The sequence below is a fragment of the Flavobacterium psychroterrae genome, from assembly GCF_018380615.1.
Lineage (GTDB): Bacteria > Bacteroidota > Bacteroidia > Flavobacteriales > Flavobacteriaceae > Flavobacterium > Flavobacterium psychroterrae.
This window is the reverse complement of sequence record NZ_JAGYVZ010000001.1, coordinates 304,461-330,468: the sequence shown is the minus strand read 5'-3', so window position 1 is coordinate 330,468 and position 26,008 is coordinate 304,461. Positions and strand designations below refer to the sequence as shown.

The window sequence follows — 26,008 nt, the reverse complement described above, 5'->3', positions numbered from 1 at the left end:
GCAAAAAACTTTGGTATAACATTTTATTATTTTACATCACCAAACAGTCCCAAAATAAGTTATGAAAAACCCTGAAATTTTTGAAAAAACGTATACTCATTACTGGAAAAAGCTCAACGCGTTTTCGTATACGATGACTCAGGATAAAGACTTGGCGCAGAACATTGTTCAGGATGTTTTTATTGATTTATGGGAACGAAAAGATGATTTGAATATCAATGCAATTGAACCTTATTTGTTCAGGGCAGTAAAAAATCAGGTTTTCAAACATTATCAAAACAACAGGTTTGACAAGACGATTCTGGAAGATAAATTTGAAGATTATATTATTGATAATTTCACTACGATTGATCCGGAATTAACGGATTTACTTTATTCCTTATTAGATCAACTTCCGGAGAAACGAAAAGAGGTTTTATTAATGTATAAATTTCAGGATATGTCGATTGATCAAATTGCTGATGAATTGGGAATTTCGAAACAAACGGTGAAAAACCAAATTTCATCGGCATTAAAACAATTGCGCGAAGGCTTGAAAGACCTTGCCTGGCTTGCTCCATTCATTATTTTGAATCAAAAGTTTTAAGATAACTTTCTGTTAATGGTTTCATAATATTTACGGATAGTACGATTTTACATTTCTGGTACTTATAGATAACAAGCCTGTTAAACACAATTGGTGAGTTTATAAACACATAGAAACATAGATTTTTCCTTTTAAAAGGGAATCTCAAAAAAACTAGTTTTTACACATAGCTAAACGTAAAGCGCTATGATTATTAATGCAAATGAAATGCCTTTAATAAGTACAAACAACTATGTCTCTATGTGTTTAAAGAATAATGCCAGCAGGTAACAATAAGTATTATGATAAAAAGAATCAAGCATAGTTTAGAATATCTTGTCGATAAAAGCAGTCGAAATAAAACATCTGAAGCAGAAGAAAATTTACTGAATGATTTTGCTTTAAACGAATATCAAAACTCAAAGTGGGAGGAATCTTCGATGGGAAATTCTAATGAAGTTTCTCAAAATATATATGAAAATATTCAACTTAGAATAGGGAAGAAGAAAACTTTTCATCCTTATTTAAAATATATGGCAGCTGCCAGTATTCTTTTTCTTGCAGGTTTAGGATTTTTCTTAAAACCAAAAATTGCTGTCGAAAAGCAATTAACATTTAAAACATCAGATGCCCCCAAATCTATCAAATTAAGTGATGGCTCGAAAATTTATCTGGCAGCAAATTCATTATTTCAATATCCTGAAAAATTTGAGGGAGATGAAAGAAAGGTTTCATTATTAAACGGAAATGCATTTTTTGAAATTGCCAAAGACAAAACGCATCCTTTTATTATTACTTCGGGCGAAATCAAAACAAGAGTTGTGGGAACTTCATTTCACATTCAACTATCAAAATCAAAATGCGAAGTTATAGTCGTAACCGGAAAAGTAAATGTTTCAGGAAAAGGGCAAAGCGTTGATTTGGTTCCTAATGAAGAAGCTTTGTTTGCTTTTCAAAAATTGACCAAACAAATTGCAGATAAATCATTTTTGGTCAACTGGTATAATACTGATATCACGCTGAATCAAACTACACTTAAACAAGTAATTACAATTTTACAATATAAATACGGAGTTTCATTTCAGTATGAAAACAAGCTCGTATTAGCAACGCCGTTAACGGTATTCATCAAGAAGGACGCATCATTAGAGAATGTTTTAGAACAAATTAATTACATCACAAACCTAAAATTTAAAGTTTATGGCGAAATAGTAAAAGTAGATTAAAAACAAAAAAAAAAGCAGTTGCTGAGAACAACTGCAATTTATAATTAAGTATCGTAAAAAAACCAATAACTTAAATCATGTATTTTAAACTTATCTATTTAAATCTAAAGAGAATTGCCTTTTTAGTACTAGCGTTACTGGCCGTGCAAAGTGGTTACAGTAAAACTAATTTCCCAAAAGAATCGAAAGAATCGAAAGAATCAAAATTAAAAAATAAAATAGAAAAAGCTACCCTTGTTTCTATCTTTTCAAAATTAAGTGCGCAAACGGACTATAAATTTAGTTACGGACAAGCTATTATCGCTGACAATACTACTTATACAGTTAATTACACCAATGAATCTATCGCTTTAATTTTAAGTGATTTATCTAAAAAAGCTAATTTCAATTACAATATAAACGGCAAATTAGTTTTAATTCAAAAAACAATTGCGCCTAAAACAGTTACTAATAATGTAATTGACAGAGTTAAGGTAAAAGGAAAAATTGTTGACGAAAACAAAGTGCCAATTCCTGGTGCGAGCGTTAAGGAAACAAGTTCTTCAAACACAACAGTTTCTGATTTTGACGGAGTTTTTGAAATTACTGTTGGCGAAGGAAAAACTATTGAAGTTTCGTATGTGGGTTATAAAACCAAAACCGTTTCGGCACAAAATGGTTTTATGACCATTCAGTTAGAGCCTGATACTGCTGAACTAAATGAAGTTTTGGTTGTAGGTTACGGTAAACAAGCTAAAAAAGATGTTACCGGAGCAGTTACACAGCTTGAAGCGGCAAATTTTAAACAAGGAATTACAATTTCACCAGACAATTTATTGCAGGGAAAAGTGGCGGGAGTTCGTGTTGTAAGCACAAGTGGAGAACCGGGGGCTGGTGTAAACGTTACTATTCGTGGAGTTGGATCGATCAGAAGCGGTAGTACGCCTTTGTTTGTTGTTGATGGAGTTCCGTTAGCAAATGACGATGTGAGCCCTTCAGGAACTAATGTTGGTTTTGGAGCTTCGGCAGCAAAAAATCCATTGAACTTTTTGAACAGCAGTGATATCGAATCGATTACTGTTTTAAAAGATGCCTCTGCAGCAGCAATTTACGGTGCAAGAGGATCTAACGGTGTTGTTTTGGTTACAACCAAAAAAGGATCAAAAGGCGAGGGAACTTTAACTTTTGATACTTATACGGGACTTTCGACTGTGGCGAATAAACTGGATGTGTTAAGTGCATCGCAATATAGAAGTGCAATTAAAGAACCTGCTTTTGATCACGGTGCAAACACAGATTGGCAAGATGTAATTTACAGAACGGCGGTTACAAAAAACAATTCATTGTCTTTTTCTAAACAAACAGAATCTGGAAATTATTATGCTTCTGTGGCGCAAATGGATCAGGAAGGTATTATTAGAAACAGTAATTTCAAACGTATGTCAGGTAGAATTAACGCTGCCGAATCATTTTTAGACAACAAACGTTTAAAGGTAAAATTGAATCTTACGGCAAGTGAAACGAAAGATGACGGAGTTCCTACAAGTGATGACGGAGGTTCAAACGGTCAGTTGATTGTGCATACTTTAATGGCAAACCCAACAAGATCGGTTTTTGATGCTAACGGAAATTACACGAATTTCAACATGAATGCGCATTACAATCCTGCTTATTTATTGAGTATTTATGAGGATCGAACGCGTACTTTGAGAGTTTTAGGAAATCTTGAAGCGTCTTTAAGAATTTTTAACGGATTAGAATATAAACTAAATATAGGTGTTGATCGTTCTACGGCTGAAAGAAATACGACGATTTACCCGAACGTTACAGATTTAAATCCAAAAGGGAAATATGTTCAAAACAATTTAGACTCAAAAAACTCTTTGGTAGAACATTATTTGACTTATAATTTATTATTGGATAAACATAAATTAGAGGTTTTAGGTGGTTTCTCGTATCAAAAATTCGAAAGATCAGGAACAAGTTTCAGTATCGACGGAATTTCAAATCAGGGCGTTGGTGTAAAACCTTCAATCAATCCAGGTTTTGCAGGAACACAATCCGGAACTACGGGTTATGCTCAGGAAAATGAGTTGCAGTCTTATTTTGGAAGAGTAAATTATACTTTCAACAATAAATATCTTTTAACGGCTTCGATGAGAGCTGACGGTTCGACTCGTTTTGGAGATAATAATAAATACGGTTACTTTCCTTCGGCTGCATTAGGATGGAATATTTCTAAAGAAAGTTTCCTTGAAAATGTATCGGCAATAAGCAATTTAAAATTAAGATTGAGCTGGGGACAAACAGGAAATCAGGAAGTTGAAAATAAAATTACACAAGCAAGTTATTCACTTTCTGGTGCTGATGGATATTATTTATACAATGATTTGAATCTTGTAAACGGAATCGCTGTAAACAGAACGCCAAATCCGGATTTAAAATGGGAAGTGGTTACACAATACAATGCTGGTTTAGATTTCAGTTTTTGGAGTGACAAATTATACGGAACGTTAGATTATTTCAATAAAACGACTACAGATGCAATTTTGAATGTTCCATCACAGGCTTTGAGTCCAACAAATACAATCTGGACCAATATCGACGGTGAAATTATCAATAAAGGTTTTGAGTTTATGGTAGGTTCAAAAATTGTTGATACTAAAAACTTTACGTGGAATATCGACATGAACGGAGCGACTTTAAAAAATAAAATCGAGGATTTGCCGGTTTCAGAAATCTTAACGGGAACTATTTCAGGTCCGGGACAATCAGGAGTAAATGCTAATATTTACAAAAGCGGATATGCTGCGGGTTCATTCTATTTACTAGAGCACACTGGTTTTGATGCCAACGGAGCTAACGTTTTTAAAGATCAAAACGGTGACGGAAAAATCGACAATAGCGACAGAATCATTATCGAAGGTGCATTGCCAACTTTCTATTATGGATTCAATAGTGATATGAGATACAAAAACTTCACATTTTCATTTTCTATCATTGGGCAAACGGGAGGTTATTTGTTGAACAACACAGGTTTGAATGCTTTAAACATAAACAACTTAGCATCTGACAGAAACGTTGCTACAGGATATTATGAGTCAGGCGCAAATGCCACCAACTCACCAATTTTATCGACTTTATTTTTAGAGAAATCAGACTTTATCAGATTAAATACAGCTCGCATTGGTTACAATTTTGATCTTAAAGGTGTGAACTGGTTAAACGGATTGACGCTTTATGTTACAGGTCAAAACTTAATTACAATTACCAATTATACGGGTTATGATCCTTTAATCAACAGTCCAAAATCAAACGGAGGAAATCAATCTATAGGTATTGATTATGCAAGTTACCCAACTTCCAGGACTTTTAGTTTTGGAGCAACTTTAAAATTATAATTATTATGAAGACAAAAGCAATTTTTACTATAAAAACATTCACTGTATTCTCTTTAATCTGGCTGTTTGCCAGCTGTACAAACCTTAACGAAGTTGTTCTGGATGAAGTTTTGGGAGACAATGCATCTAATCCTGCGGGAGCTCTTGCCGCAGCGTATGACAGGTTAGGAGACGGAACATTTGTAGATCACGGAGGAGTTTTTTCTTTACAGGAATACACTACAGATGAGGCAATTTTACCTACTCGCGGAAGTGACTGGGGAGATGGCGGAAAATGGAGAGACATGCATGAATTCACATGGAAATCTGATAACGCAATTGTAGGCGATAACTGGAACAAATTAACGAACGGAATCACGCGTTCACTAACAGCGATTCAGTCGATTGAGGAAAGTACGATTCCGCAAAAGAAATTATTTTTGGCCGAAGCCAAAGTATTACTGGCATATTATACGTACACGACTTTGGATTTATACGGACAAGCTCCTTTTAGAGACCCGATGAATCCTGCTGCGCCTTTACAAATTTTAAAAGCCGATACTCAAATCGATAAATTAATTACTGATGTTGAAGCTTTATTACCGGATTTAGCCGAGTTTGGAGAACAACAAACCCACCATGGACGTTTTACAAAACAAGCAGCTTATGCTTTTTTAAGCACAATGTATTTGAATCGTGCGGTGTTTAAAGATCGTTTCAACGCAAGTTCAAACTTTAATTATAGTGAAGCTGCCGTAAGCGGAACAGGAACTGATATGGATCGTGTAATTTATTATACGTCATTGTTAATCAACTCAGGAAAATTTTCTTTAGAAAGTGATTATTTCAAAAACTTTGCAAGAGACAACGAAAACGGAAAAGAACTTATTTTTGCCATTACTCAAAAAATCGATTATATCCGTAACGGTTCAAACAGTTTTGCTTATGTATGTATGGAGCGTAACCAGAGAACGTCTGCAGCAAACAGAGGAACAAACGCAGCGTGTACAACTCCGGAATTCTATGCAACATGGAACGGAAATCACGATGACCCAAGATTCAATCAGGCGTATCAATATGGAGACGGAACTTGGTTTACAAACGATGGAACTACGCCAAGTGTTCCTGCAACTGATATTGTTCCTAAAAGCACCAATTTACCGTGGTTTCACTTTACAAGAGGAATCGTAGCCGGACCACAATTCGGACCAATATTATTAGCTTCAGGATCTCTTGAAATGGTTGGAAACCGAATCAAAGTTTCTCCATTATATATGGAAAAAAGTACGACTACAAGAATGGATTTTACGCCATCATTAACCTTCAAAAATTCTGCTCAGGCGGTTTTTGCCCAAAACGAAATCAATCAGGGAGCTCGTGTTTTTAAATACGAATTTGATCCCGAGGGAGGAAACGGTAACAGTAATGTTGATATTCCGTTATTCCGTTTAGGGGGAATTTACACAATGAGAGCTGAGGCATATTACAGAAAAGGAAATTCGGCATTAGCAATGGACGATCTTAACAAATTGCGTACAAGCAGAAAAAGAGAATCATTGTATTCAAGTGCTCCCGGAAAAGCGTTAACATCATTAGATGCAACTCAATTGTATAACGAAATAGGTTTTGAATTATACTGGGAATTGTACAGAAGACCGCAAATGATCCGTTTTGGCAAATTTGATTTACCGGGAACTGCAAAACCGGTTTCACAACCTTTTAGAAGAGTATTTCCAATTCCGCAGTCTGTAATAGATGTGACTAAGGAATTTCAACAAAATCAAGGATATAATTAAGTTTTTGTGTTAGTTTATTTTTTTTTACAAAAGCCTGTTTCGAAAGATTCAGGCTTTTTTTTTTTGCAATCTCCAATAAAAAACCTCAGTCCCTAAGTCCCTCAGAACCTTAGCACCTCATAAAAAAAACATAGTTATTTTATAAAATACGTATCAGAAGATATAACGTAACATATTGATTCTTAATTAAATTTGGAATACAATTTCATGACTTCAGATGAAATTCCAGAATAAAATTAATTAGCAACATTCAAAAAATATACAAAATGATACATCAAATCGATACAACAGACAATATTGTAGCTTTTAGAGCTTTAGCCGAAGTAACCAAAGACGATTTTTTAACCGCGGTTATTCCCGCTGTAGAAGGTTTAATAAAACGAACAAACGAAATCAACTTTTTACTGGTTTTAGATACTGATATTAAAAATTTTACTGCCGGAGCCTGGCTTCAGGATGCCTTATTAGGATTAAAACATTTGGGTAAATGGAACAGAGCAGCCATAGTTACAGATTCTGAAGAAATAATCACTTTCACAAACGGATTCAGTTATGTAGTTCCCGGAGAATTTAAAGGATTCAAAAAACTAGATTTTAATAAAGCCTTAAATTGGGTCGAAGGAAACATACATGTTAAATAATCCAGTTAGTGCGCACTTATAAATTAATTTTGATTTAGGTAACTTTCATTGTCGGCTTTAAATTGAAATTGGTTTAATGAATAACTCCATATTAATTTAAAATCAACATTATGAAAAATTTATTTTTAAGCTGCGCATTATTGCTGTTTTTTGGAACTGCAATTGCACAGCAAAAACCACAGAAAACAAATACAACCAAGATTGTATCAGATCCTACAGCAAATCCTGTGCGTATCGATACCGTTAAAAATCCCGGAGCTACTAAAAAAAGTACGGCTCAAAAAGTAGGATCAGGAAAAAAACAACAATCTAATACAACAAAAATTGTATCAGATCCAACGGCAAATCCAGTACATTTAGATACAGTTAAAAGTACGGTTCATGCTAACCATAAATCTCAGACTAAAATGGAAACCGGAAAAAAACAGCAACCCAATACAACAAAAATTGTATCAGATCCCACGGCACATCCTGTAAATATTGATACAGTTAAAAATCCGACTAAAAAATAAAGTAGAATTGGCTTTTTTATTATTGGTCTTTTTGAGAAACAAGAAATCTCCTTAAGTAGATTAGAATGGAGTTGGAGAAACCCAATCTTTGTCGAATTTTCTTGCGGAGATTTTTTATTCGTCAGAATTGACAAATATTGTGGTTACTTTTTTGTAAAGTATTGATTTACGTAAGTGAGTAAATAGTTCTCAGTTTGGTCAAAAAAAATAGCCACAAATTCGCAAATTTTTGTAGCTGATGATGTAGCATAAATTTGTGAATTCGTGGCTGACAAATATTTCTTTATAGTTGTTCAGTATGGGAAAGATTTAAACTTTAAATAAAGTAAAATCTTACTTAATAAATTTAGTGATTATATTCAATACCACTACTATCAGTAAGCTCTTTTTTTGCTTTTGAAACTTTAGTAATTTGTTTGTAGCAAGCTGAAGCCAATAATGGAACGGCAAGACTGCCTACAACTGCCGCAATTTTATTTTGTCCTGCTTTTTTTAGAACAGCACCTACAATTAGTGAACTAACTCCGGCGCATATTAAATGTTTAACAGAAAGGTTTGATAATTTGTTACCTGTATTTTCAGGTGTAATTCCGTGCAATAGTGGATCTATAAAATTTAAATTTTCCATAGTTTTTTTAATTTATTAAGTTAGACTTTTTTATATAGACAGCTTTTCGCTATCAGTTTCATTTTCAATTTTTTCAATTTCGACTTTTTCTTTTTTAATAGCCTGTCTTAAAAGAGCAAAAAGGCTCATATAAGCATTAGCCATAAAAACAAGCGAAAATCCTGCCAAAACATAGCCGCGCCAATCATTTAGCAAAAGTTTATAATTTGTAAATATTAAAAAAGCAATTGTTACATAATGGCTAAAACAATATTCACATGTAAAAAGATAAAAAGCTTTTCTGGACCAAATTTTCTTATCATATTTAGAATGCTTTACACACCATTCACGAGGCTCCTTAAATATTTCTTCATGTGTTACAGTCCAACTGACACAAGCTATGGGAATAGCGAGAACAAACAGCCAGATAATTTGAATTGCGATATCCATTTACAAATGCATTTTTAGATCAATAATAATTATTTAATAACCAATTCAATAAAATTACTGAAATCAGAGCAGTAAAGGTTATATAGTTTTTTCTTTTTTTTATAAAATTTCCTTTCACATATCAATTTACAAAAAATAACCGTTAAGTTCTAGTCCTAACGGTTATCTGAGTATAATATGTCAAAATGTCTAGAAATTATCCGGATTCGTACTTGGAAAAGGATCATGAGAAACCTCGTCTAAATCTTCATCGATATCTCGTAAATTTTCTTCGTCAGAATCATCATCGTCAAGATCTCCGTCTTTTTCAATAGAATCATCAAGATCATCCGGATCCTCATCATTTGTTATTTGATCTTCTCCATTCAGGATTGGTTCTTCACCCGGATTATTTTCATTTCGGTTATAATCATTGGTTTTATGATTAACATCTGTGTATTCTTCCTGAACTGGATATTTATCTTGTTGATTTGCATTTTCTTTATCAATAAGAGTATCTAAGTCCTGATTAAAACTACGATTTTCACGACCGTAATTTTGGTTGTTTTCATTTTCCATAATACTATATTTTATAATTAGTAATTTTTGTGTAGCAATGTTAATTACAAATCTAGTTTTAAATGCTGCAAAATATCTTACAGAAAAATAAATTCTAATTGTATAATTTACAGTATTCCATAAATTGAAATATTTTTAAAACATAAATTATAATTATTAATGAAGGAATATATCGATGTAGTTTTTGAATTAATCTCAGAAAAAATCACAATATATAGTTTAGTGTAATGTGCGTCAAAAAGTATATTATTATTTTTGATATTTATTTAGAAATCTTTAATTTAGCTCCAATTTTTAAACGATTAAAAAGACTACATTTACAGAGATCCCATAATTTACAAAAATAAGTATCGGGCTTTTTTTTACATGAGATTAGACGATTATCTACTATTATTTAAAAAGCCTTTTTTCTTAAAATATTAGAGTTGGAATTTATTATAGTACCTGTTTTTTTACGTTTGCTGAATCTCAGTAAACAAGCGGCAAATCGTCCAAATATAAAATTTTTATTTACCATAAACTTATAATGACTACAAATTTGGGTTTCTCTACTTCTGTAGATTTTTTAGAAAAATTAAAAAATCAGACAGCAACAGCGCATAAAAAACTGGAAAGTCTTTCTGTTTCAGGATCTATACTTTCTCCAAATATGGAAATGGATGACTATTATAATTATTTATCCCTTATGTACAATGTACATAACAGCACTCAGGAAATTGTTTTCCCTTTACTGGCAGATCTTATTCCTGATTTAAAAGAAAGACAAAAAACACAACTTATTAATGATGATCTTTCTTATTTAAAATACAAAAAAGGCAAAACAATACCAGTTTTCACAAAAAGCAATATCAGCATTCCCTTTGCACTTGGAATTTTATATGTTGTCGAAGGATCCTCGCTGGGAGGTAGGTTTATTCTAAAAAATTTAGAAACAATTCCGGGGCTTGATCAGCAAAAAGGAGTTGCCTATTTTTCAGGATATGGAAATAAAACAGGAAGCTACTGGAAAAATTTTCTAAATATTCTTACATCATACCAGGAACAGCACAATAATGAAGAAGAAATTATTGATGGCGCTGTGTATGCTTTTGAATGTATTTATAATCATTTTTTGAATCCTGTCAATAATGAAAATTAAAGACATTGTTAATCGCGACAGAGTTACACTTACAAATTGTGAGCATGAACCTATACACATTCCGGGAAGTATTCAGCCACATGGTTTTTTGTTGGGAATTACTTTAGACTGGAAAATTGACTTTTGCAGTTCTAATATATCGTCATTTCTTGATGTAGTCTATGAAGAAATATTAGGACATAAAATCAGTGAAATTTTTGGCGTATATGCCCAGAAAGAGCTTTATGATTATGTACACGACAAAAAAGCACAACCTGTATTTCCGCTGGAAATAATACTTCAGGAAAAAGCATTTCAGATCAATATACACAAAAGCGGTGCTATTTACATCCTTGAGGCAGAACCGCAATCAAATGGCAAAGAACAACTTGCTGATATCTATGCGCAAACCATTCAGTTTGTGTCAAACATGAATAATACACGATCCCTAAAAGAATTGTGCGCGCTTGTTGCCGAAGGAACCCGTGAAATTACGGGCTACGACAGGGTTATGATTTATCGTTTTGATGCTGATTATAATGGTGAAGTTTATGCTGAAAATTGCAGAGAAGATTTAGAACCATTTTTAGGACTGCATTATCCTCATACTGATATTCCTGTTCAGGCGAGGGAATTATACATGAAAAACCAAATGCGATTAATAGTTGATATTGGTTACGATCCGGTTCCTATTTTTACAATTGATGATCAGGAAAATAAAAACCTTGATTTAAGTCTTTCAACACTTAGAAGCACATCGCCAATACATGTAGAATATCTTAAAAATATGGGCGTTGGTGCAACACTTACCATTTCGTTAATTCACCACGACAGATTATGGGGACTTATTGCATGTCACCATTATTCGCCTAAAAATATTTCTCCCGAAATTAGATTGGCAGCAAAACTTCAGGGACAATTTATTACCTCACAAATTGATTTGCGACAATCGAATGATGAGTATGAAATTGCGCGTAAAACCGGTAAAGCCCTGGAGCGATTAACGGCTTTAAGTGTAGCTTTAGAAAATGATTCGTTTGATATAATTTGCAGCAATCCTGAATTATTAAAACTCTGTAATGCTACGGGAGTTTCTATTGCTATTGGAGATAAATTGCATAAAAACGGACTCACTCCATCAAATGCAAAGATTGAAAAAATCATTTCAGGAATGCAGGCTTATGAACACAACAGAACATTTACTACCAATAAATTAAGCAATTTTATTACAGATTTAGACGGGTACGAAGAAGTTTCGGGAATTATTTATCACTCGCTTGGTAATGGCAATAATATTATTTGGTACAGGCCGGAAACCGTTACAGAGATTAATTGGGGAGGTGATCCTGAGAAATCTATTATTATAGACAGCAATGGATTACATCCCAGAAATTCGTTTAATTTATGGAAACAAATAATTCAGAATCAAAGTAAAATTTGGCTTCAGCCTGAATTAAATGCAGCGGCAAGTTATGCACATTTTCTCCAAAACCAAATAATTATGTTATTGCTGAGTGAAGAAGAAGAGAAATACCGAAATTTAAGTGATGTACTGCACGAAACAAATTTAGAACTTGAAAATATTAACTGGATCAGTACCCATGATTTACAGGAACCTTTGCGCAAGATTCAGCTAATTGCTTCAAAAGTACTTTCAGATACTAATGAAATTCCATCTGTTGCCATTATAGATTCGTTACAGCGTGTGACAAAATCTGCCAGCAGAATGCAGAATTTATTGATTGATATTCTAAAATATACCCGAATAAAACATACCAAAGGAGCACTGCAAAAACTTAATCTCAACGATATTCTGGAAGAAACATATCAGGATATGAAAGAAATAATTGTAGATAATAAAGCAACTTTAGAAAGTCAAAACCTGCCTGAAGTTCATGCAGTTCCGTTTTTGATGAAACAGTTGTTTTCTAATATTTTGCACAATTCCTTAAAATATGCTTCGTTAAAAAGAGATCCTGTCATTAAGATAACGGCTTCACAAGAACCGGAAATAAACGAATATTCGAATAAAGTATATTGTCACTGGATCACTTTTGCAGACAATGGTATTGGTTTCGAACAAGAATATGCGGAGTCAATTTTTAAAATTTTCACCAGATTGCATACGCTTGAAAAATATGCAGGTTCAGGAGTGGGATTAGCATTGTGTAAAAAAATAATGCAAACCTGTCACGGAAATATTCGTGCTGTTGGTAAATTAGATAAAGGAACAGAAATTACCCTATATTTCCCTTGCGATCCGGCAGATTCACTAAGTACTGATACCGAAATATCAAAAAATAAAATCGACAGAAACTAATTTGTTTTCAAAAGATAATACGATATGCTTTTAATTTTATTTAAAGTTAAAAGCATAATCGTAAATAAAAGTGATGGCGATTTTTAAGCCATTTTCATTAATGATTTGAAATTTTCCGTTTAAATCATGACTTAAACCTTCCATCAATTTCATGCCCAAAGAATTGTATTTTGAGATGTCGATTTCGCCTTTAATTCCAATACCGTTATCCGCAATCTCCAGCAGAAAATAATCATCTTCAAAATGCTTTAAAGTGATTGTTATAGTTCCTTTTTCTCCCTTAGGAAAAGCATGTTTTATGGCATTTGTAATCGCTTCATTCAGAATTAATCCTATTGGGATTGCTTGCGAAACATGCATTTCGATATCTTCAATCGTAATAATATAATTATAATTAACCGGATAACTATCCTTTAAATGACTTACAAGTTCTTTAATATATTCCGGCATTTTTATGCATGAAAGACCTTCGGACTGGTACAGACGCTGATGAATTAATGACATTGAATTTATCCTGTTCTGACTATCCTTAATCGCCATAACTGCCGATTCATCTTTTAAATACGAAGATTGTGTATTCAATAAACTCATCACCACCTGCAAATTATTTTTAACCCTATGATGAATTTCCTTCAAAAGCCATTCTTTTTCCTGAACCACATTTTGCAGCATCTTATTTTTCTTCTCAATATTATTTTTACTTTCTTCAAGTTCCCGGTTACTTTGTTTTTTATTTTGATATCCTCTAAAAATCAATCCCGTAATAATTAATACCAGGAACAAAACCAAACCGGCAATAACTTTCTCAACCTTATCACTTTTGATTTTCGCTTTTTGTAAAGCACTTTCCTTCGTTAATAATTGAATATTCTGATCCTTATTTTCCGTTTGATATTGTATTTCTAAGTTTGAAATTTGGTATGATTTCACCTCATTAAAAAGGCTGTCTTTTAATTTTTGATATTTTTTAAGATTAGCAATTGCGGATAGATAATTTCCAGATGCCGAGTCTAATTTAAAACCCATCAAATGCCCGTCGATTATCATATTAATGTCTTTAATAGATTCTGCAGTTTTTTTATTTATATCCAGATATTTTAAAGCCAGGTCATATTTTTTAACCTTAAAAAAATGATTTATAATCGTGTTATTTACCTCAAAGCTAGAAGTTCTCATGAAATATTTTTCATTCTTCTGCCTGATTTTTATAATTTCATTGCAATATTTATCAGCTACAGCATACCATCCTAAAGCATCATAAACATAAACCTGGCACATATTAAACCACATTAAATCCCTTTGATCCTCCAGTTTTAAATTTTTAAAAGCAGTATCTAAAAAATGTTTCGCTTCGGTTTTTCTTCCCAGTTTCAGTAAATCTTTTATCACGGCTCCAGCAAGAAAAATTTGTGTAAACGCACCCATATCCCCACTGTAGTCAAAACCCTTTTTGTGATATTTTAGTGCAAGTTCATAATTGTCAATATAGTTGTAAGCATTCCCTAAATTTTGATAATCGTCTACTAAAAAAAATAAATTTTTATTACGTTCACCGTATTTTATCGAAATCAAACCATATTTTATTGCATCCTGATACAAACCAAGTTTAGAATAAGTCTTAAAAATCTGGCTGTATAAATTTTGTAAATCCTTATTACCAATAGAATCATAAACTACTTTAGCTTCCTTGTATTTTTGCAGCGCCTCCTTATATTTTCCCATAAAAAAATAATGTCCGCCATAATACACTAAAATATCGCCAACGTCTTTTTTATAACCGCCTTTACGAAATGCGTTCAATGCTTTTTTTACATTTTCTAACCGTATTAAAAAATCATTTCCATTTAATTCATAATAATTGGTAAGTTCCCTATACGCTTCGCCTTCAAGCCATAAAATCTTATTTTTTTCAGCAATTGCAAAAGCTTTATCAAGTTCTTTTTTTCCTTTCAAATCATTTCCGCCTTCCCGATAAATTTGCGAATACAAAATAAGGCTCATGAATTTTCCTCTTTGAAAATTAGCTTTATAGCTCAGCAATTCAGCTTCTCTTGCATATACATAACTGCTATCCATATCGGCTTTAAGTTCGCCTAACTTCTTTACATAATACAAACTCAATTCCTGCAATTTCAGAATTCTGACAGTGTCATTTAGATTTTTTTCTAAATCACTTTTAAGCGCTTCACCTTTTTGTCTCATTATAGGCTGCGCCGAAAGATGACAGCCAAACTGAAGCATAAAAAATAAAAGAAATAGTCTGATATAAAACATAAATGAATTGTTGAAAGTATAAATGCTTTTCAAATTTTATTTAAAGTTAAAAGCATAATCATAAATAAAAGTGATGGCGATTTTTAAACCATTTTCATTAATGATTTCAAATTTCCCGTTTAAATCATGACTTAAACCTTCCATCAATTTCATCCCCAGAGAATTGAATTTTGAAATATCAATTTCTCCTTTCATACCAATTCCGTTATCCGCGATTTCAAGTAAAAATTTATCATCTTCAAAATGTTTTAATGTGATTGAAATCGTCCCTTTTTCACCATTTGGGAACGCGTATTTAATGGCATTTGTAATGGCTTCATTCAATATCAAACCAATTGGGATTGCCTGCGAAACATGCATTTCAATATCTTCAATCGCAATTATAAACTTATAATTCATTTGATAACTGTCTTTCAAATGACTTACAAGTTCCTTGATATATTCCGGCATTTTTATGCACGAAAGCCCTTCGGACTGGTACAAACGCTGATGAATTAATGACATTGAATTTATCCTGTTCTGACTATCTTTAATAGCAATAACCGCCGATTCATCTTTTAAATAAGAAGATTGTGTATTCAATAAACTCATCACCACCTGCAAATTATTTTTTACGCGATGATGAATTTCCTTCAAAAGCCATTCTTTTTCCTGAACCACATTTTGCAGTATCTTATTTTTCTTCTCAATTCTGTTTTTGCCTTCTTCCAGTTTTTTGTTGCTTTCCTTTTTGCTTTGATATCCTCTAAAAATCAAACCCGTAATAATAAGCAGTAAAAATAAAACCAAAGCAGCAATAACTTTTGCCACCTTATCACTTTTGATTTTAGCTTTTTGCAATGCACTTTCCTTCGTTAACAATTGAATATTCTGATCCTTGTTTTCCGTTTGATATTGCACTTCAAGATTCGAAATTTGATATGATTTGACCTCATTAAAAAGACTGTCTTTTATTTTTTGGTATCTTTTAAGACTTGAGATTGCGCCCAAATAATTACCGGAAGCCGAGTCTAATTTATACTCCATCAAATGCCGGTTCATAATTACGTTAATATCCTTAATCGTAATTTCGGTTTGTTTATTAATATTCAGATATTCTAATCCTAACTCGTATTTTTTTACTTTTAATAAGTGGTTGATGATGGTATTGTTTACTTCAAAACTAGAAATATCTAATAAGTTTTTTTTATTTTTTTCTTGTAAAACTATTACCTCACTGCAATATTTATCAGCAACCTGAGTCAGTCCTAAAGCATCATAAACATTGATTTGACATATTTTGTACCAGATTAACTCCCAGTCATTTGTTATCTTTTGGGCTTTAAGTTCTTTGTCTAAAAATTGTTTGGCTTCCTTTTTTCTGTCCAGTTTCAGCAGGTCTTTTATGATTGCATTGGCAATATAAAAATTCAGCATGCCAGGATAAAGTTTGAGCGTGTATTTAAAAGCTTTCCTGTGGCATTCTAATGCCAATTCGTAGTTCTCTATGTAGTAATAGGCGTATCCTAAATGATTATAATCCTCTGCCAAAAAATAATCGTCTTTACTATTTTCACCATATTTAATGGCGATATGACCGTATTTAATTGCCTCCTGATACAAACCCAATTTTGAGTACGTTTTAAAGATATGGCTGTATAAGTTTTGCAAATCATTGCTGCCAATAGCTTTATATATAATTTTGGCTTCATTATATTTTTCAAGTGCCTCTTTGTATTTTCCTGTAAAATAATAATGACCTGCAAATAGGATTAAAGTCTCGGCGGTCTTTTTTTTCTGACCTGCTCTTCGAAAGGCTTCAAGTGCTTTTTTTACATTTTCGATTCTAATTTTTAAACCCGCATTACTTATGTCATAATAATTGGTGAGTTCTACATAAGCTTCACCTTCAAGCCAGAAAACCTTGTTTTTTCTGGCAATAGCAAATGCTTTATCAAGTTGTTTTTTTCCTTTTGCTGCGTTACTACCTTCCCTGTAAATTTGCGAATACAAAATCAGGCTCATCCATTTTCCTTTTTCAAAATGAATTTTATTACTTAATGTTTCAGCTTCTTTAGCACATACATAACTGCTGTCCATATCCGCCTTATATTGACCTGCTTTTTTGACATAATACAAACTCAATTCCTGAAGTTTTTGAATGCGAACAGTATCATTTAGCTTATATTCTAATTCAGCTTTCAGTTTCTCACCTTTTTTTCTGGAAATAGGCTGTGCCGATACAATAAAGCTCAGCTGAAACAGAAAAAATAAGATTGATGTTCGTAGTAATCGAGACATAAAAAATAGAATTGAATTTAAAATTATTTCAGATCATTAATTTGAAAAAATGTGAATTCGGGATTAAGTAAAATGAGGTTGTTTCCTTAAATAGTGTCAAAATATAAGGAAGCAAAGCTAGGTCATTTTTTATTTAAAAAAGTTACTGAAGCAATAAACTCAGCACAATTATATTTTATATATTTCAGAAGCAAAAAAAGTGAAGAATTGGTAAAAATGAAGTTTGTTTTTTAAGTAAATACAAAGCTTAAACCTCGGCGAAAGCCATATTTGATAATAGAAACAGGATTTTTAATAAATTTCTTTATATAATAAAAGCAATCATAAATTAACGATATATCGTAAAAGCAAATCAGTACAAAAACACGAAAAAGCTTGTCATATAACGACTTGAATTTTTAGGTATCTTTATTGCAAACGGTAAAAATACAATCGAAGAATACATTTTTAGATTGCCAAAGACAAAAACAATCAACTAAGAATTTTAATATGAAAGCAGATATTATTTTATTCAACGGAAAAATTCATTCTTTCACCGCAATCAATAAAACGGCTACGGCGGTTGCCATAAAAGATGGTAAATTTATTGCAGTTGGCAGTGATGCTGAAATTTTAGAATACAATCAGCCGGAGACAAAACTGATTGATCTACACCAAAAAAGAGTTGTTCCCGGAATAAATGATTCGCACATTCATTTAATTCGCGGCGGATTAAATTATAACCTTGAATTGCGCTGGGATGGTGTTCCTTCGTTAGCAGATGCAATGCGAATGTTGAAAGAACAGGTTGATAGAACACCATCGCCGCAATGGGTGCGTGTAGTAGGAGGCTGGTCTGAGTTTCAGTTTGCCGAAAGACGAATGCCAACTCTTGACGAAATCAATGCAATTGCGCCCGAAACTCCCGTTTTTATTCTGCATTTATACGATCGCGCATTCCTGAATCGTGCAGCATTACAAGTAATAGGTTTTACTAAAGATACACCCGCGCCGGCTGGAGGAATAATCCAGAAAGATACAAAAGGCGAACCAACAGGTTTGATTATTGCATCGCCAAACGCCATGATTTTGTATTCGACATTAGCAAAAGGACCTAAACTTTCTTACGAACATCAAATCAATTCAACGCGTCATTATATGAAGGAACTCAACCGTTTTGGGATCACAAGCGTGATCGATGCCGGAGGTGGATTCCAGAATTATCCTGACGATTATAAGGTTGTAAATGAATTGAATGAGAAACAGCAATTGACCGTTAGAATCGCTTATAATCTATTCACGCAACGCCCAAAACAAGAATTTGAAGATTTTGACGAATGGATTCAGGAAGTAAAATTATATCAGGGCGATGATATGTACCGCCATAACGGAGCGGGGGAAATGCTGGTTTTTTCGGCAGCAGATTTTGAAGATTTCTTGCAGCCAAGACCTGATCTTCCGGAACATATGGAGGATGAATTAGAAAAAGTGATTCGGTTATTAGTGGCAAATCGCTGGCCTTTCAGACTTCATGCGACTTATAATGAAAGCATTACAAGATTCCTGAATGTATTCGAAAAAGTAAACAAAGAAATTCCGTTTAACGATTTACCGTGGATTTTTGATCACGCCGAAACCATTGACGAACGCAATATTGAAAGAGTAAAAGCGCTTGGTGGCGGAATTGCAATTCAAAGCCGAATGGCATATCAAGGTGAATATTTTACAGATCGTTACGGCGCAAAAGCTGCCGAAAACACACCGCCAATCAAGAAAATGCTTGAAATGGAAGTTCCCGTAGGCGGAGGTTCCGATGCAACGCGCGTGAGCAGTTACAATCCGTGGGTTTCAATGTATTGGCTTACAGCCGGAAAAACCGTTGGAGGATTGCAATTGTATAATGAAAGCCGTTTGAACCGTGCAACCGCTCTGGAACTATATACAAAGGGAAGTGCCTGGTTTTCGCAGGAACAAAATAAAAAAGGAGATATTCAAACCGGAATGCTGGCAGATCTTGTCGTTCTGGATCGTGATTATTTTACTATAGAAGATGAAGATATCAAAAATATAGAATCGGTTTTGACCGTTGTCGATGGTAAAATTGTGTACGCAAAAGGCGATTTCTCTTCGTTTTCACCGCCATCAATCCCAATACTTCCGGATTGGTCGCCAACCAATATTTACAACGGATATTATCACGCCGAATCGCACAATAAAAGTGCCATTGATTTGAAATTAAACAAATCAAAATCAGCAATAAATAACGCGGCATCTCAAATTCATTGCTGCTCCGGAAGTTGTGATGTTCATGCGCATGATCATAATGCGGCGCGGCTGAGCAATATTCCCGTAAACAATTACAATGCTTTTTGGGGAGCTTTAGGATGTTCATGTTTTGCTTTTTAATATATAAATAAAATGGAAATAATTAATTTACTGCTTTTTTCAGATGCCGGATCTGACTTTAATAATATCGCTTTATTACTTTTTAGGGTTTTAGTTGCCGTAGAACTTTTCAGGGTTCATGGCATGAAAAAATTCAGGGTAGAAAACGGAGAACGCGAACATTTGCCCAATCCGTTTCATTTGCCCGAAAAACTAAATGGTTTTGTAGCCGCATTTTCAGATACTGTTGTGCCTTTTTTTCTGGTTTTGGGTTTAGGAACACGCTTGTTTCTTTTACCAACAATAGGCGTTACAGCCGTAGGATATTTTGTAGTGCATAGAAAAGATTCTCTTGAAGTACGCGATGTTCCGTACATCTATACTGTCGTATTGTTGTTTTTATTAGCATTAGGCGCAGGAACTTATTCATTAGATCATTATATTTTAAATCATTGCATGTGATTTTTTAAACACATAGAAACATAGTTTTTTTATTGTTTCAAAAAAGAGCAAAAAAGAAACTAGTTTCCACACATAGCTATGTGAATTAATGCAAGTGAAACGCCTTTTGGTTGCAAACTAATCTATGTTTCTATGTGTTTAAAAATTATACGCCACGTTACTTTAAATTATTATAAAACTCAATAAAATCATGGAAACTCAAATTGGAATCAAACAGGAAAACATCTCAAAAGTCGTAAATTAACTATGTCAAATTCTGGCAGATGAATTTATTTTATATACCAAAACCAGAAAATCACACTGGAACGTAGAAGGTGATGATTTCTATAACAAACATTTATTTTTTGAAGCACAATACACTGAATTAGATGAAGTTATTGACGGAGTTGCAGAACGAATCAGAATGTTAGGACATTATGCACCCGCAACTTTAAAGGAATTTTTGCAATTAACACATCTTTCTGAGCAAATAGAAATAAAAAATGACAGCAAAGGATTCATCAAAGAATTACTTATCGATCACGAAAGCATTATTATGCACTTACGTGAAAATATCTCAGTTTACGCTAATGATTATCACGATTTAGGAACAAGCGATTATATTACCGGATTGATGGAAACGTACGAAAAAATGGCGTGGATGTTACGTTCACATTTAAGATAAAAATTATGGAGCAGTCTAAAAGCATTTGGTACATTACATTATTACTTACCTGTATAGCAGGATTTTGCGACACATTAACCTTTGTCGCGGCAGATACTTTATTTTCGGCACACGTTACGGGCAACTTTATTGTATTTGCGTATCAGGTAATTAACGGAAATGACGTGTATGCGTGGATCAAATTATTAACGTTCCCAATATTCATTATTTCGGTTATTTGTGGCGGATATATCGCCTCAAAATCCAGCCTGAAGTATAGAATATTATTCTGGGAAGGTTGTATTTTGACCCTAAGCGGCATATTGGCAATTGGGTTTCATTACCTTAAAATGGATAGTTTATGGACCATGTATATCGTAGCAATGTTAATTGTTTTTGCCATGGGATTGCAGAATGCTTTTGGAAAAATTTTCAGTAAAGAAACCCACGGACCAACAACCATGATGACCGGAAATGTGACTCAGGCTGCTCTTGATATTGGGATTCTATTAAAATCAAAATTTAAGGATTCAAACAGTCAGTTGAGTTTTAAAAAGCAATTTGTAACCATTGGAGGATTTTTATCAGGATGTTTTTTAGGCGCGATTGCAGGTAAAAATTGGGGTTTAGTTCCCGTTTTGATTCCCGGAATTTTTATGATTTTTTGCTATTTCAAAAATAAAAATGTAAAAGTAGAATCTAAAGGATGAGTTGATCAAAAAAGTTGCGCTTATGTATAAAGAATGCTATTTCAAAGAATTTCAGCTTCATTTTTGGTTCGTGATTTTGCTGTTCATCACCAATCAAAACTTATTGATGCAAGACAAAAATCAGGGAATCAATATTGTAAATTCAAAATTGACGCAAGAAATCTCGTATTCTGAAAAAACAGTTATAGCCACTTTTCAATTTTTTCATTTTTTAGATTTTCAAAATATAAAACGACGATCAGATAGCTTCAAAAAAAAGTATTTCAGTACAATTCAGCACTTACAATTTGGCTTAAAGACAATTAATAATGCCATAAATTACAAGAGAATTTCTTTCTTTAAATTAAAAAATTTCTCAGCTGATTTTAAAACCCAAAATACGTCGCAAGCCAATACAAACACTCAGAATGTTACCAGAATTAGATACGATTTTATAGTAATTTCAGGATTACTATTTATAATTTTGGGATTGTTATTTCGACTTAAAAAAAGTAAAAAGAAGAGCCATCAGATTTTACAATCAAAAGACAACGAAATTGGCAAACGCAATGAAGCTTTAAACAAATTATATGCTGAAAAAGAATGGCTTTTGAAGGAATTGCATCATCGGGTAAAAAACAATTTACAAATCGTGATCAGTCTTTTAAACACACAATCGGCTTATCTTGAAAACAAAGATGCGCTTTTGGCGATACAAGACAGTCAGCACAGAATGAATGCGATGTCGCTCATTTATCAAAAAATATACGAGAGCGAAAATCTGGAAATAATCGACATGTGCTGGTACATTCCGGAACTCGTCAATTATTTAAAAGGAGTTTTTAATACCGATAAAAAAATATCCTATAAACTGGATATAGAATGTGTGGATTTAGATATTTCAAAGGCGATTCCGTTAGGATTAATCTTAAACGAAGCCATTATCAATGCCATCAAATATGCGTATCCTGAAACGGTTCAGGGCGAAGTAAACATCAGATTAAAAAAAATTGAAGATGAAATGTATCAATTGATCATTTCGGATAATGGGGTTGGCGTTCCGGATCATTTTGAACTGAAAAACCGAAACTCATTGGGAATGAATTTAATGCACGGTTTGAGTTCTCAGGTGGATGGAACATTCAATATCGAAAGTAAAAACGGTCTCACGATTACCATTAATTTTAAGGCAAAAAATAAAACACAACAACAACAATAAGAAGATTGAAAATGAGCGAGAAAATATTAATAGTCGAAGACGAATTTATTGTTGCGAATGATCTCAAAATTATTCTGATAAAAGCCGGCTATGAAGTTTGCGGAATTGCCGCATCTGTTGAAGACGCTCGTGTTTTAATTGATACCCAAAAGCCTAATTGGGTTTTACTGGATATTATCCTGAAAGGCGATCTTACGGGAATTGACCTTGCGTGGGAACTCGAAAAAAAGAAAATTCCGTTTTTATATATTTCGGCAAACACCAATCATTCTATTTTAAATGCCGTAAAAGAAACCCAGCCTTACGGGTTTTTAGTAAAACCTTTTCGTGAACGTGATTTGTTTGTAATGCTTGATATTGCACGTTACAAATACAATTTTGAAAAAGGAAATGCATTAGAAAATGTTCCTAAAAAAACATCTTTAAAAGAAAATAAGAATCTGGAGATTATTGGTAAAAACCAAAAACTTCTTGATTTAATACACAAAATCGAAATTGTTGCCCCAACAGAAACTTCGGTTATGATTTTAGGAGAAAGCGGAACAGGAAAAGAGAAAATCGCGCATTTAATTCATTCCTTATCGGCAAATAATACCAAACCTTTAGTCGTTGTAAATTGTGCGGCATTACCGGAATCATTGATAGAATCAGAATTATTTGGACATGAACGCGGCGCTTTTACCGGAGCAGATAGTTTAAGAATTGGCAAGTTTGAACAAGCGAACGGAGGAACTATTTTTCTGGACGAAATAGGAGAATTGCCCTTAGATTCACAAGTTAAATTATTGAGGGTTTTGCAGGAAAAAGAAATTGAACGGTTAGGCGGAGAAGCAACAATTAAACTGAATGTGAGAATCATTGCTGCCACAAACAGATGTCTTCCGTCTGAAGTTGCCGAGGGACGATTCAGATTAGATTTATATTATCGATTGAATGTTTTTCCGCTAGAATTACCTCCTTTGCGCGATCGTAAAGAAGATCTGGACGATCTGGCAAATTATTTTCTTCAGAAATATGCTTTAAAATCCAAACGTAGTATTGATACAATTTCGGCGAAAGCCTTACAACAATTACACGATTACAACTGGCCGGGAAATATTAGGGAATTAGAACATTTAATAGAACGCAGTGTTTTACTTGCAACAGGAAATGAAATTGAAGAATTTGATATTCTGCAAGATTTCCCAACAATAAAAAAAGAAGCTGAAAACGGAATTTTATCGATGGAAGATATGGAGCGCGAACACATTATGAATGCTTTAAGTCTTTGCAATGGTAAAGTTTACGGAGCAGGAGGTGCCGCCGAATTATTAAAAATATCACCGTCGACTTTATTCTCAAAAATCAAAAAACTAAAAATCAAACAAGGATATTTTTAAAGAATAAGTGATAAAAAATAACACATAGTCCCGATAGCTATCGGGACTATGTGTTAAAAAATAATCGCAACAAAATAAAGCATTAAATAAAAATCTGCTCAATCTGCTCAATCTGCGAGAGAAAAACACACAAAACAACAACAACAACAACAACAACAACAAAAACAAAAACATAACTCATTAAAAAATAAATAACATGAAAGAAAAAATTCAGGGATTGCACCATATTACAGCAATCGCAAGCAACGCACAAGCAAATTACAGCTTCTATACCAAAGTTTTAGGTTTAAGAATGGTCAAAAAAACTGTAAATTTTGATGATCCGGGAACGTATCATTTTTATTACGGCGACGAATTTGGAACGCCGGGAACAATCCTGACTTTCTTTCCGTGGGAAGGAATTGGAAAAGGAAAAATAGGAAACGGACAAGCCACAGAAATTGGATATGCAGTTCCGGAAGGAAGTTTAGAATTCTGGCAAGAAAGATTCAAAAAAAATAATGTAAATTTCGGAGAGCAAACAGAAAGGTTTGGTGAAACATTATTGCCATTTACAGATCCTGATGGTTTGAATATCAGTTTGATAATTCCGAAAAAAGCAGATAACAGAATTGCTTTTGAAACCGAAGAAGTAAAGAAAGATGCGGCAACAAAAGGATTTCACAGCACGACTTTATCATTGCAATCTATTGATAAAACGGCTAAAATCCTGACTGATATTTTTGGCTATGAATTGGTTTCACAAGAAGCAAACAGATTCCGTTTTGCGACAACTGCGGTTGAAAATGCTTCGATAATCGATTTATTAGAAAATCCAACGGGAACAAGCGGACAAAATGCAGCAGGAACTAATCATCACGTGGCGTTTAGAGTGGCGAACGAAGAAATTCAGATGGCATTTCATGAACGAATTATGAGCGAGAATTTAGGCATTACGCCAAAAATTGACCGTGATTATTTTTATTCACTTTATTTCCGTGAACCGGGCGGTGTTCTTTTTGAAATTGCAACAGATAATCCAGGTTTTACAGTTGATGAACCTTTGGCAGAATTAGGAACAAATTTGAAATTGCCAAAACAACACGAGCCTTTAAGAAGTAAAATTGAAGCGGTATTACCAAAATTAATTTAAAGAAAAACACATGCCACAAGTACAATTAAAACTAGACGAAAAGCAACACGGAGGTTTTCAGTTAATTGAAAAAGATAAGAAAATAGGCGAAATGGTACTAAGTATTTCAGGCACCATTTTAACCGTTTATCACACCGAAGTAGACGAAGAATTTAACGGTAAAGGATACGCAAAAGTACTTTTAGACGAAATGGTGGCGTATGTACGCAAACATAAATACACCGTAAAAGCACTTTGTCCCTACGTTTTTGCCCAATTTACAAGACATCCGGATGAATATGCTGATATTTGGGAGAAATAATTTTTTTAGTTTTCAGTCTCAGTTTTCGGTCTCAGTTTTCACGTAGAGGTGCACAGCAGTGCGTCTCTGCAACGTATATAACTGTTAAGTTTTCGTCGCATAAACACGTACGAA

At 33.5% G+C, this 26,008-nt stretch carries 21 protein-coding genes; 16 read left to right on the top strand and 5 right to left on the bottom strand.

Annotation, left to right across the window (positions count from 1 at the left end; genetic code table 11):
- The first annotated feature begins 61 nt into the window (after positions 1-61).
- The 6 genes from KHA90_RS01175 (at position 62) to KHA90_RS01150 (ending at position 8,099) form a co-directional block, all read left to right on the top strand.
- Positions 62-586 carry an RNA polymerase sigma-70 factor gene (locus KHA90_RS01175; RefSeq protein ID WP_213293994.1) on the top strand — a complete coding sequence of 175 codons (525 nt, stop codon included), beginning with the start codon at positions 62-64 and terminating at the stop codon, positions 584-586.
- Positions 587-867: 281 nt separating this feature from the next.
- Positions 868-1,791: a FecR family protein gene (locus KHA90_RS01170; protein ID WP_213293991.1), complete on the top strand. Its 924-nt coding sequence runs from the start codon at positions 868-870 to the stop codon at positions 1,789-1,791.
- A gap of 77 nt (positions 1,792-1,868) precedes the next feature.
- Positions 1,869-5,171, top strand: coding sequence for a SusC/RagA family TonB-linked outer membrane protein (locus KHA90_RS01165; RefSeq protein WP_213293988.1), 3,303 nt, complete (start codon positions 1,869-1,871; stop codon positions 5,169-5,171).
- Between the two features lie 5 nt (positions 5,172-5,176).
- The gene (locus tag KHA90_RS01160) at positions 5,177-6,946 is read left to right on the top strand and encodes a RagB/SusD family nutrient uptake outer membrane protein (RefSeq protein WP_213293985.1); all 1,770 of its coding nucleotides are present in this window, start codon (positions 5,177-5,179) and stop codon (positions 6,944-6,946) included.
- 266 nt (positions 6,947-7,212) lie between these two features.
- Positions 7,213-7,587: a SpoIIAA family protein gene (locus KHA90_RS01155; RefSeq protein ID WP_213293981.1), complete on the top strand. Its 375-nt coding sequence runs from the start codon at positions 7,213-7,215 to the stop codon at positions 7,585-7,587.
- Positions 7,588-7,697: 110 nt separating this feature from the next.
- On the top strand, positions 7,698-8,099 hold the full coding sequence (locus KHA90_RS01150; protein ID WP_213293978.1) for a hypothetical protein: 402 nt from the start codon (positions 7,698-7,700) through the stop codon (positions 8,097-8,099).
- A 346-nt stretch (positions 8,100-8,445) separates the two neighbouring features.
- Here the strand turns inward: KHA90_RS01150 and KHA90_RS01145 are convergent, their stop codons facing one another.
- The 3 genes from KHA90_RS01145 to KHA90_RS01135 all read right to left on the bottom strand — a co-directional run bounded on the left by KHA90_RS01145 (position 8,446) and on the right by KHA90_RS01135 (position 9,714).
- Positions 8,446-8,727, bottom strand: a complete 282-nt coding sequence (locus KHA90_RS01145) for a PrgI family protein (protein ID WP_213293975.1) — start codon at positions 8,725-8,727, stop codon at positions 8,446-8,448.
- Positions 8,728-8,757: 30 nt separating this feature from the next.
- Complete coding sequence (locus KHA90_RS01140) at positions 8,758-9,156, bottom strand: hypothetical protein (protein ID WP_213293971.1); 399 nt, start codon at positions 9,154-9,156, stop codon at positions 8,758-8,760.
- Positions 9,157-9,345: 189 nt separating this feature from the next.
- Positions 9,346-9,714 (bottom strand): hypothetical protein, encoded by a 369-nt coding sequence (locus tag KHA90_RS01135; RefSeq protein ID WP_213293968.1) that lies wholly within the window; start codon positions 9,712-9,714, stop codon positions 9,346-9,348.
- 526 nt (positions 9,715-10,240) lie between these two features.
- Between KHA90_RS01135 and KHA90_RS01130 the strand changes: the two genes are divergently transcribed.
- Entirely contained in the window at positions 10,241-10,852 is a 612-nt protein-coding gene (locus KHA90_RS01130; RefSeq protein ID WP_213293966.1) for a biliverdin-producing heme oxygenase, read from the top strand.
- The gene (locus tag KHA90_RS01125) at positions 10,842-13,151 is read left to right on the top strand and encodes an ATP-binding protein (protein ID WP_213293964.1); all 2,310 of its coding nucleotides are present in this window, start codon (positions 10,842-10,844) and stop codon (positions 13,149-13,151) included. The genes KHA90_RS01130 and KHA90_RS01125 overlap by 11 nt, the downstream gene beginning before the upstream one ends.
- Positions 13,152-13,187: 36 nt before the next feature.
- Here KHA90_RS01125 and KHA90_RS01120 read toward each other — a convergent pair whose 3' ends face one another.
- Both KHA90_RS01120 and KHA90_RS01115 read right to left on the bottom strand, forming a co-directional pair.
- Entirely contained in the window at positions 13,188-15,425 is a 2,238-nt protein-coding gene (locus KHA90_RS01120; protein ID WP_213293962.1) for a histidine kinase dimerization/phosphoacceptor domain -containing protein, read from the bottom strand.
- A 36-nt stretch (positions 15,426-15,461) separates the two neighbouring features.
- The gene (locus KHA90_RS01115; RefSeq protein ID WP_213293960.1) at positions 15,462-17,705 is read right to left on the bottom strand and encodes a histidine kinase dimerization/phosphoacceptor domain -containing protein; all 2,244 of its coding nucleotides are present in this window, start codon (positions 17,703-17,705) and stop codon (positions 15,462-15,464) included.
- 489 nt (positions 17,706-18,194) lie between these two features.
- Between KHA90_RS01115 and KHA90_RS01110 the strand changes: the two genes are divergently transcribed.
- From KHA90_RS01110 to KHA90_RS01075, 8 genes are all read left to right on the top strand, one after another.
- Positions 18,195-20,090, top strand: coding sequence for an amidohydrolase (locus KHA90_RS01110; RefSeq protein WP_213293958.1), 1,896 nt, complete (start codon positions 18,195-18,197; stop codon positions 20,088-20,090).
- A gap of 12 nt (positions 20,091-20,102) precedes the next feature.
- The gene (locus tag KHA90_RS01105) at positions 20,103-20,531 is read left to right on the top strand and encodes a DoxX family protein (protein WP_213293956.1); all 429 of its coding nucleotides are present in this window, start codon (positions 20,103-20,105) and stop codon (positions 20,529-20,531) included.
- Between the two features lie 253 nt (positions 20,532-20,784).
- Positions 20,785-21,195 (top strand): Dps family protein, encoded by a 411-nt coding sequence (locus tag KHA90_RS01100; protein ID WP_317197364.1) that lies wholly within the window; start codon positions 20,785-20,787, stop codon positions 21,193-21,195.
- 5 nt (positions 21,196-21,200) lie between these two features.
- On the top strand, positions 21,201-21,884 hold the full coding sequence (locus KHA90_RS01095; protein WP_213293953.1) for a YoaK family protein: 684 nt from the start codon (positions 21,201-21,203) through the stop codon (positions 21,882-21,884).
- A gap of 22 nt (positions 21,885-21,906) precedes the next feature.
- Positions 21,907-23,082, top strand: coding sequence for a sensor histidine kinase (locus tag KHA90_RS01090; protein ID WP_213293951.1), 1,176 nt, complete (start codon positions 21,907-21,909; stop codon positions 23,080-23,082).
- A gap of 11 nt (positions 23,083-23,093) precedes the next feature.
- Entirely contained in the window at positions 23,094-24,461 is a 1,368-nt protein-coding gene (locus tag KHA90_RS01085; protein ID WP_213293949.1) for a sigma-54-dependent transcriptional regulator, read from the top strand.
- 196 nt (positions 24,462-24,657) lie between these two features.
- Entirely contained in the window at positions 24,658-25,593 is a 936-nt protein-coding gene (locus tag KHA90_RS01080; protein ID WP_213293947.1) for a ring-cleaving dioxygenase, read from the top strand.
- A gap of 10 nt (positions 25,594-25,603) precedes the next feature.
- Complete coding sequence (locus KHA90_RS01075; protein ID WP_213293945.1) at positions 25,604-25,894, top strand: GNAT family N-acetyltransferase; 291 nt, start codon at positions 25,604-25,606, stop codon at positions 25,892-25,894.
- Positions 25,895-26,008: the final 114 nt, after the last annotated feature.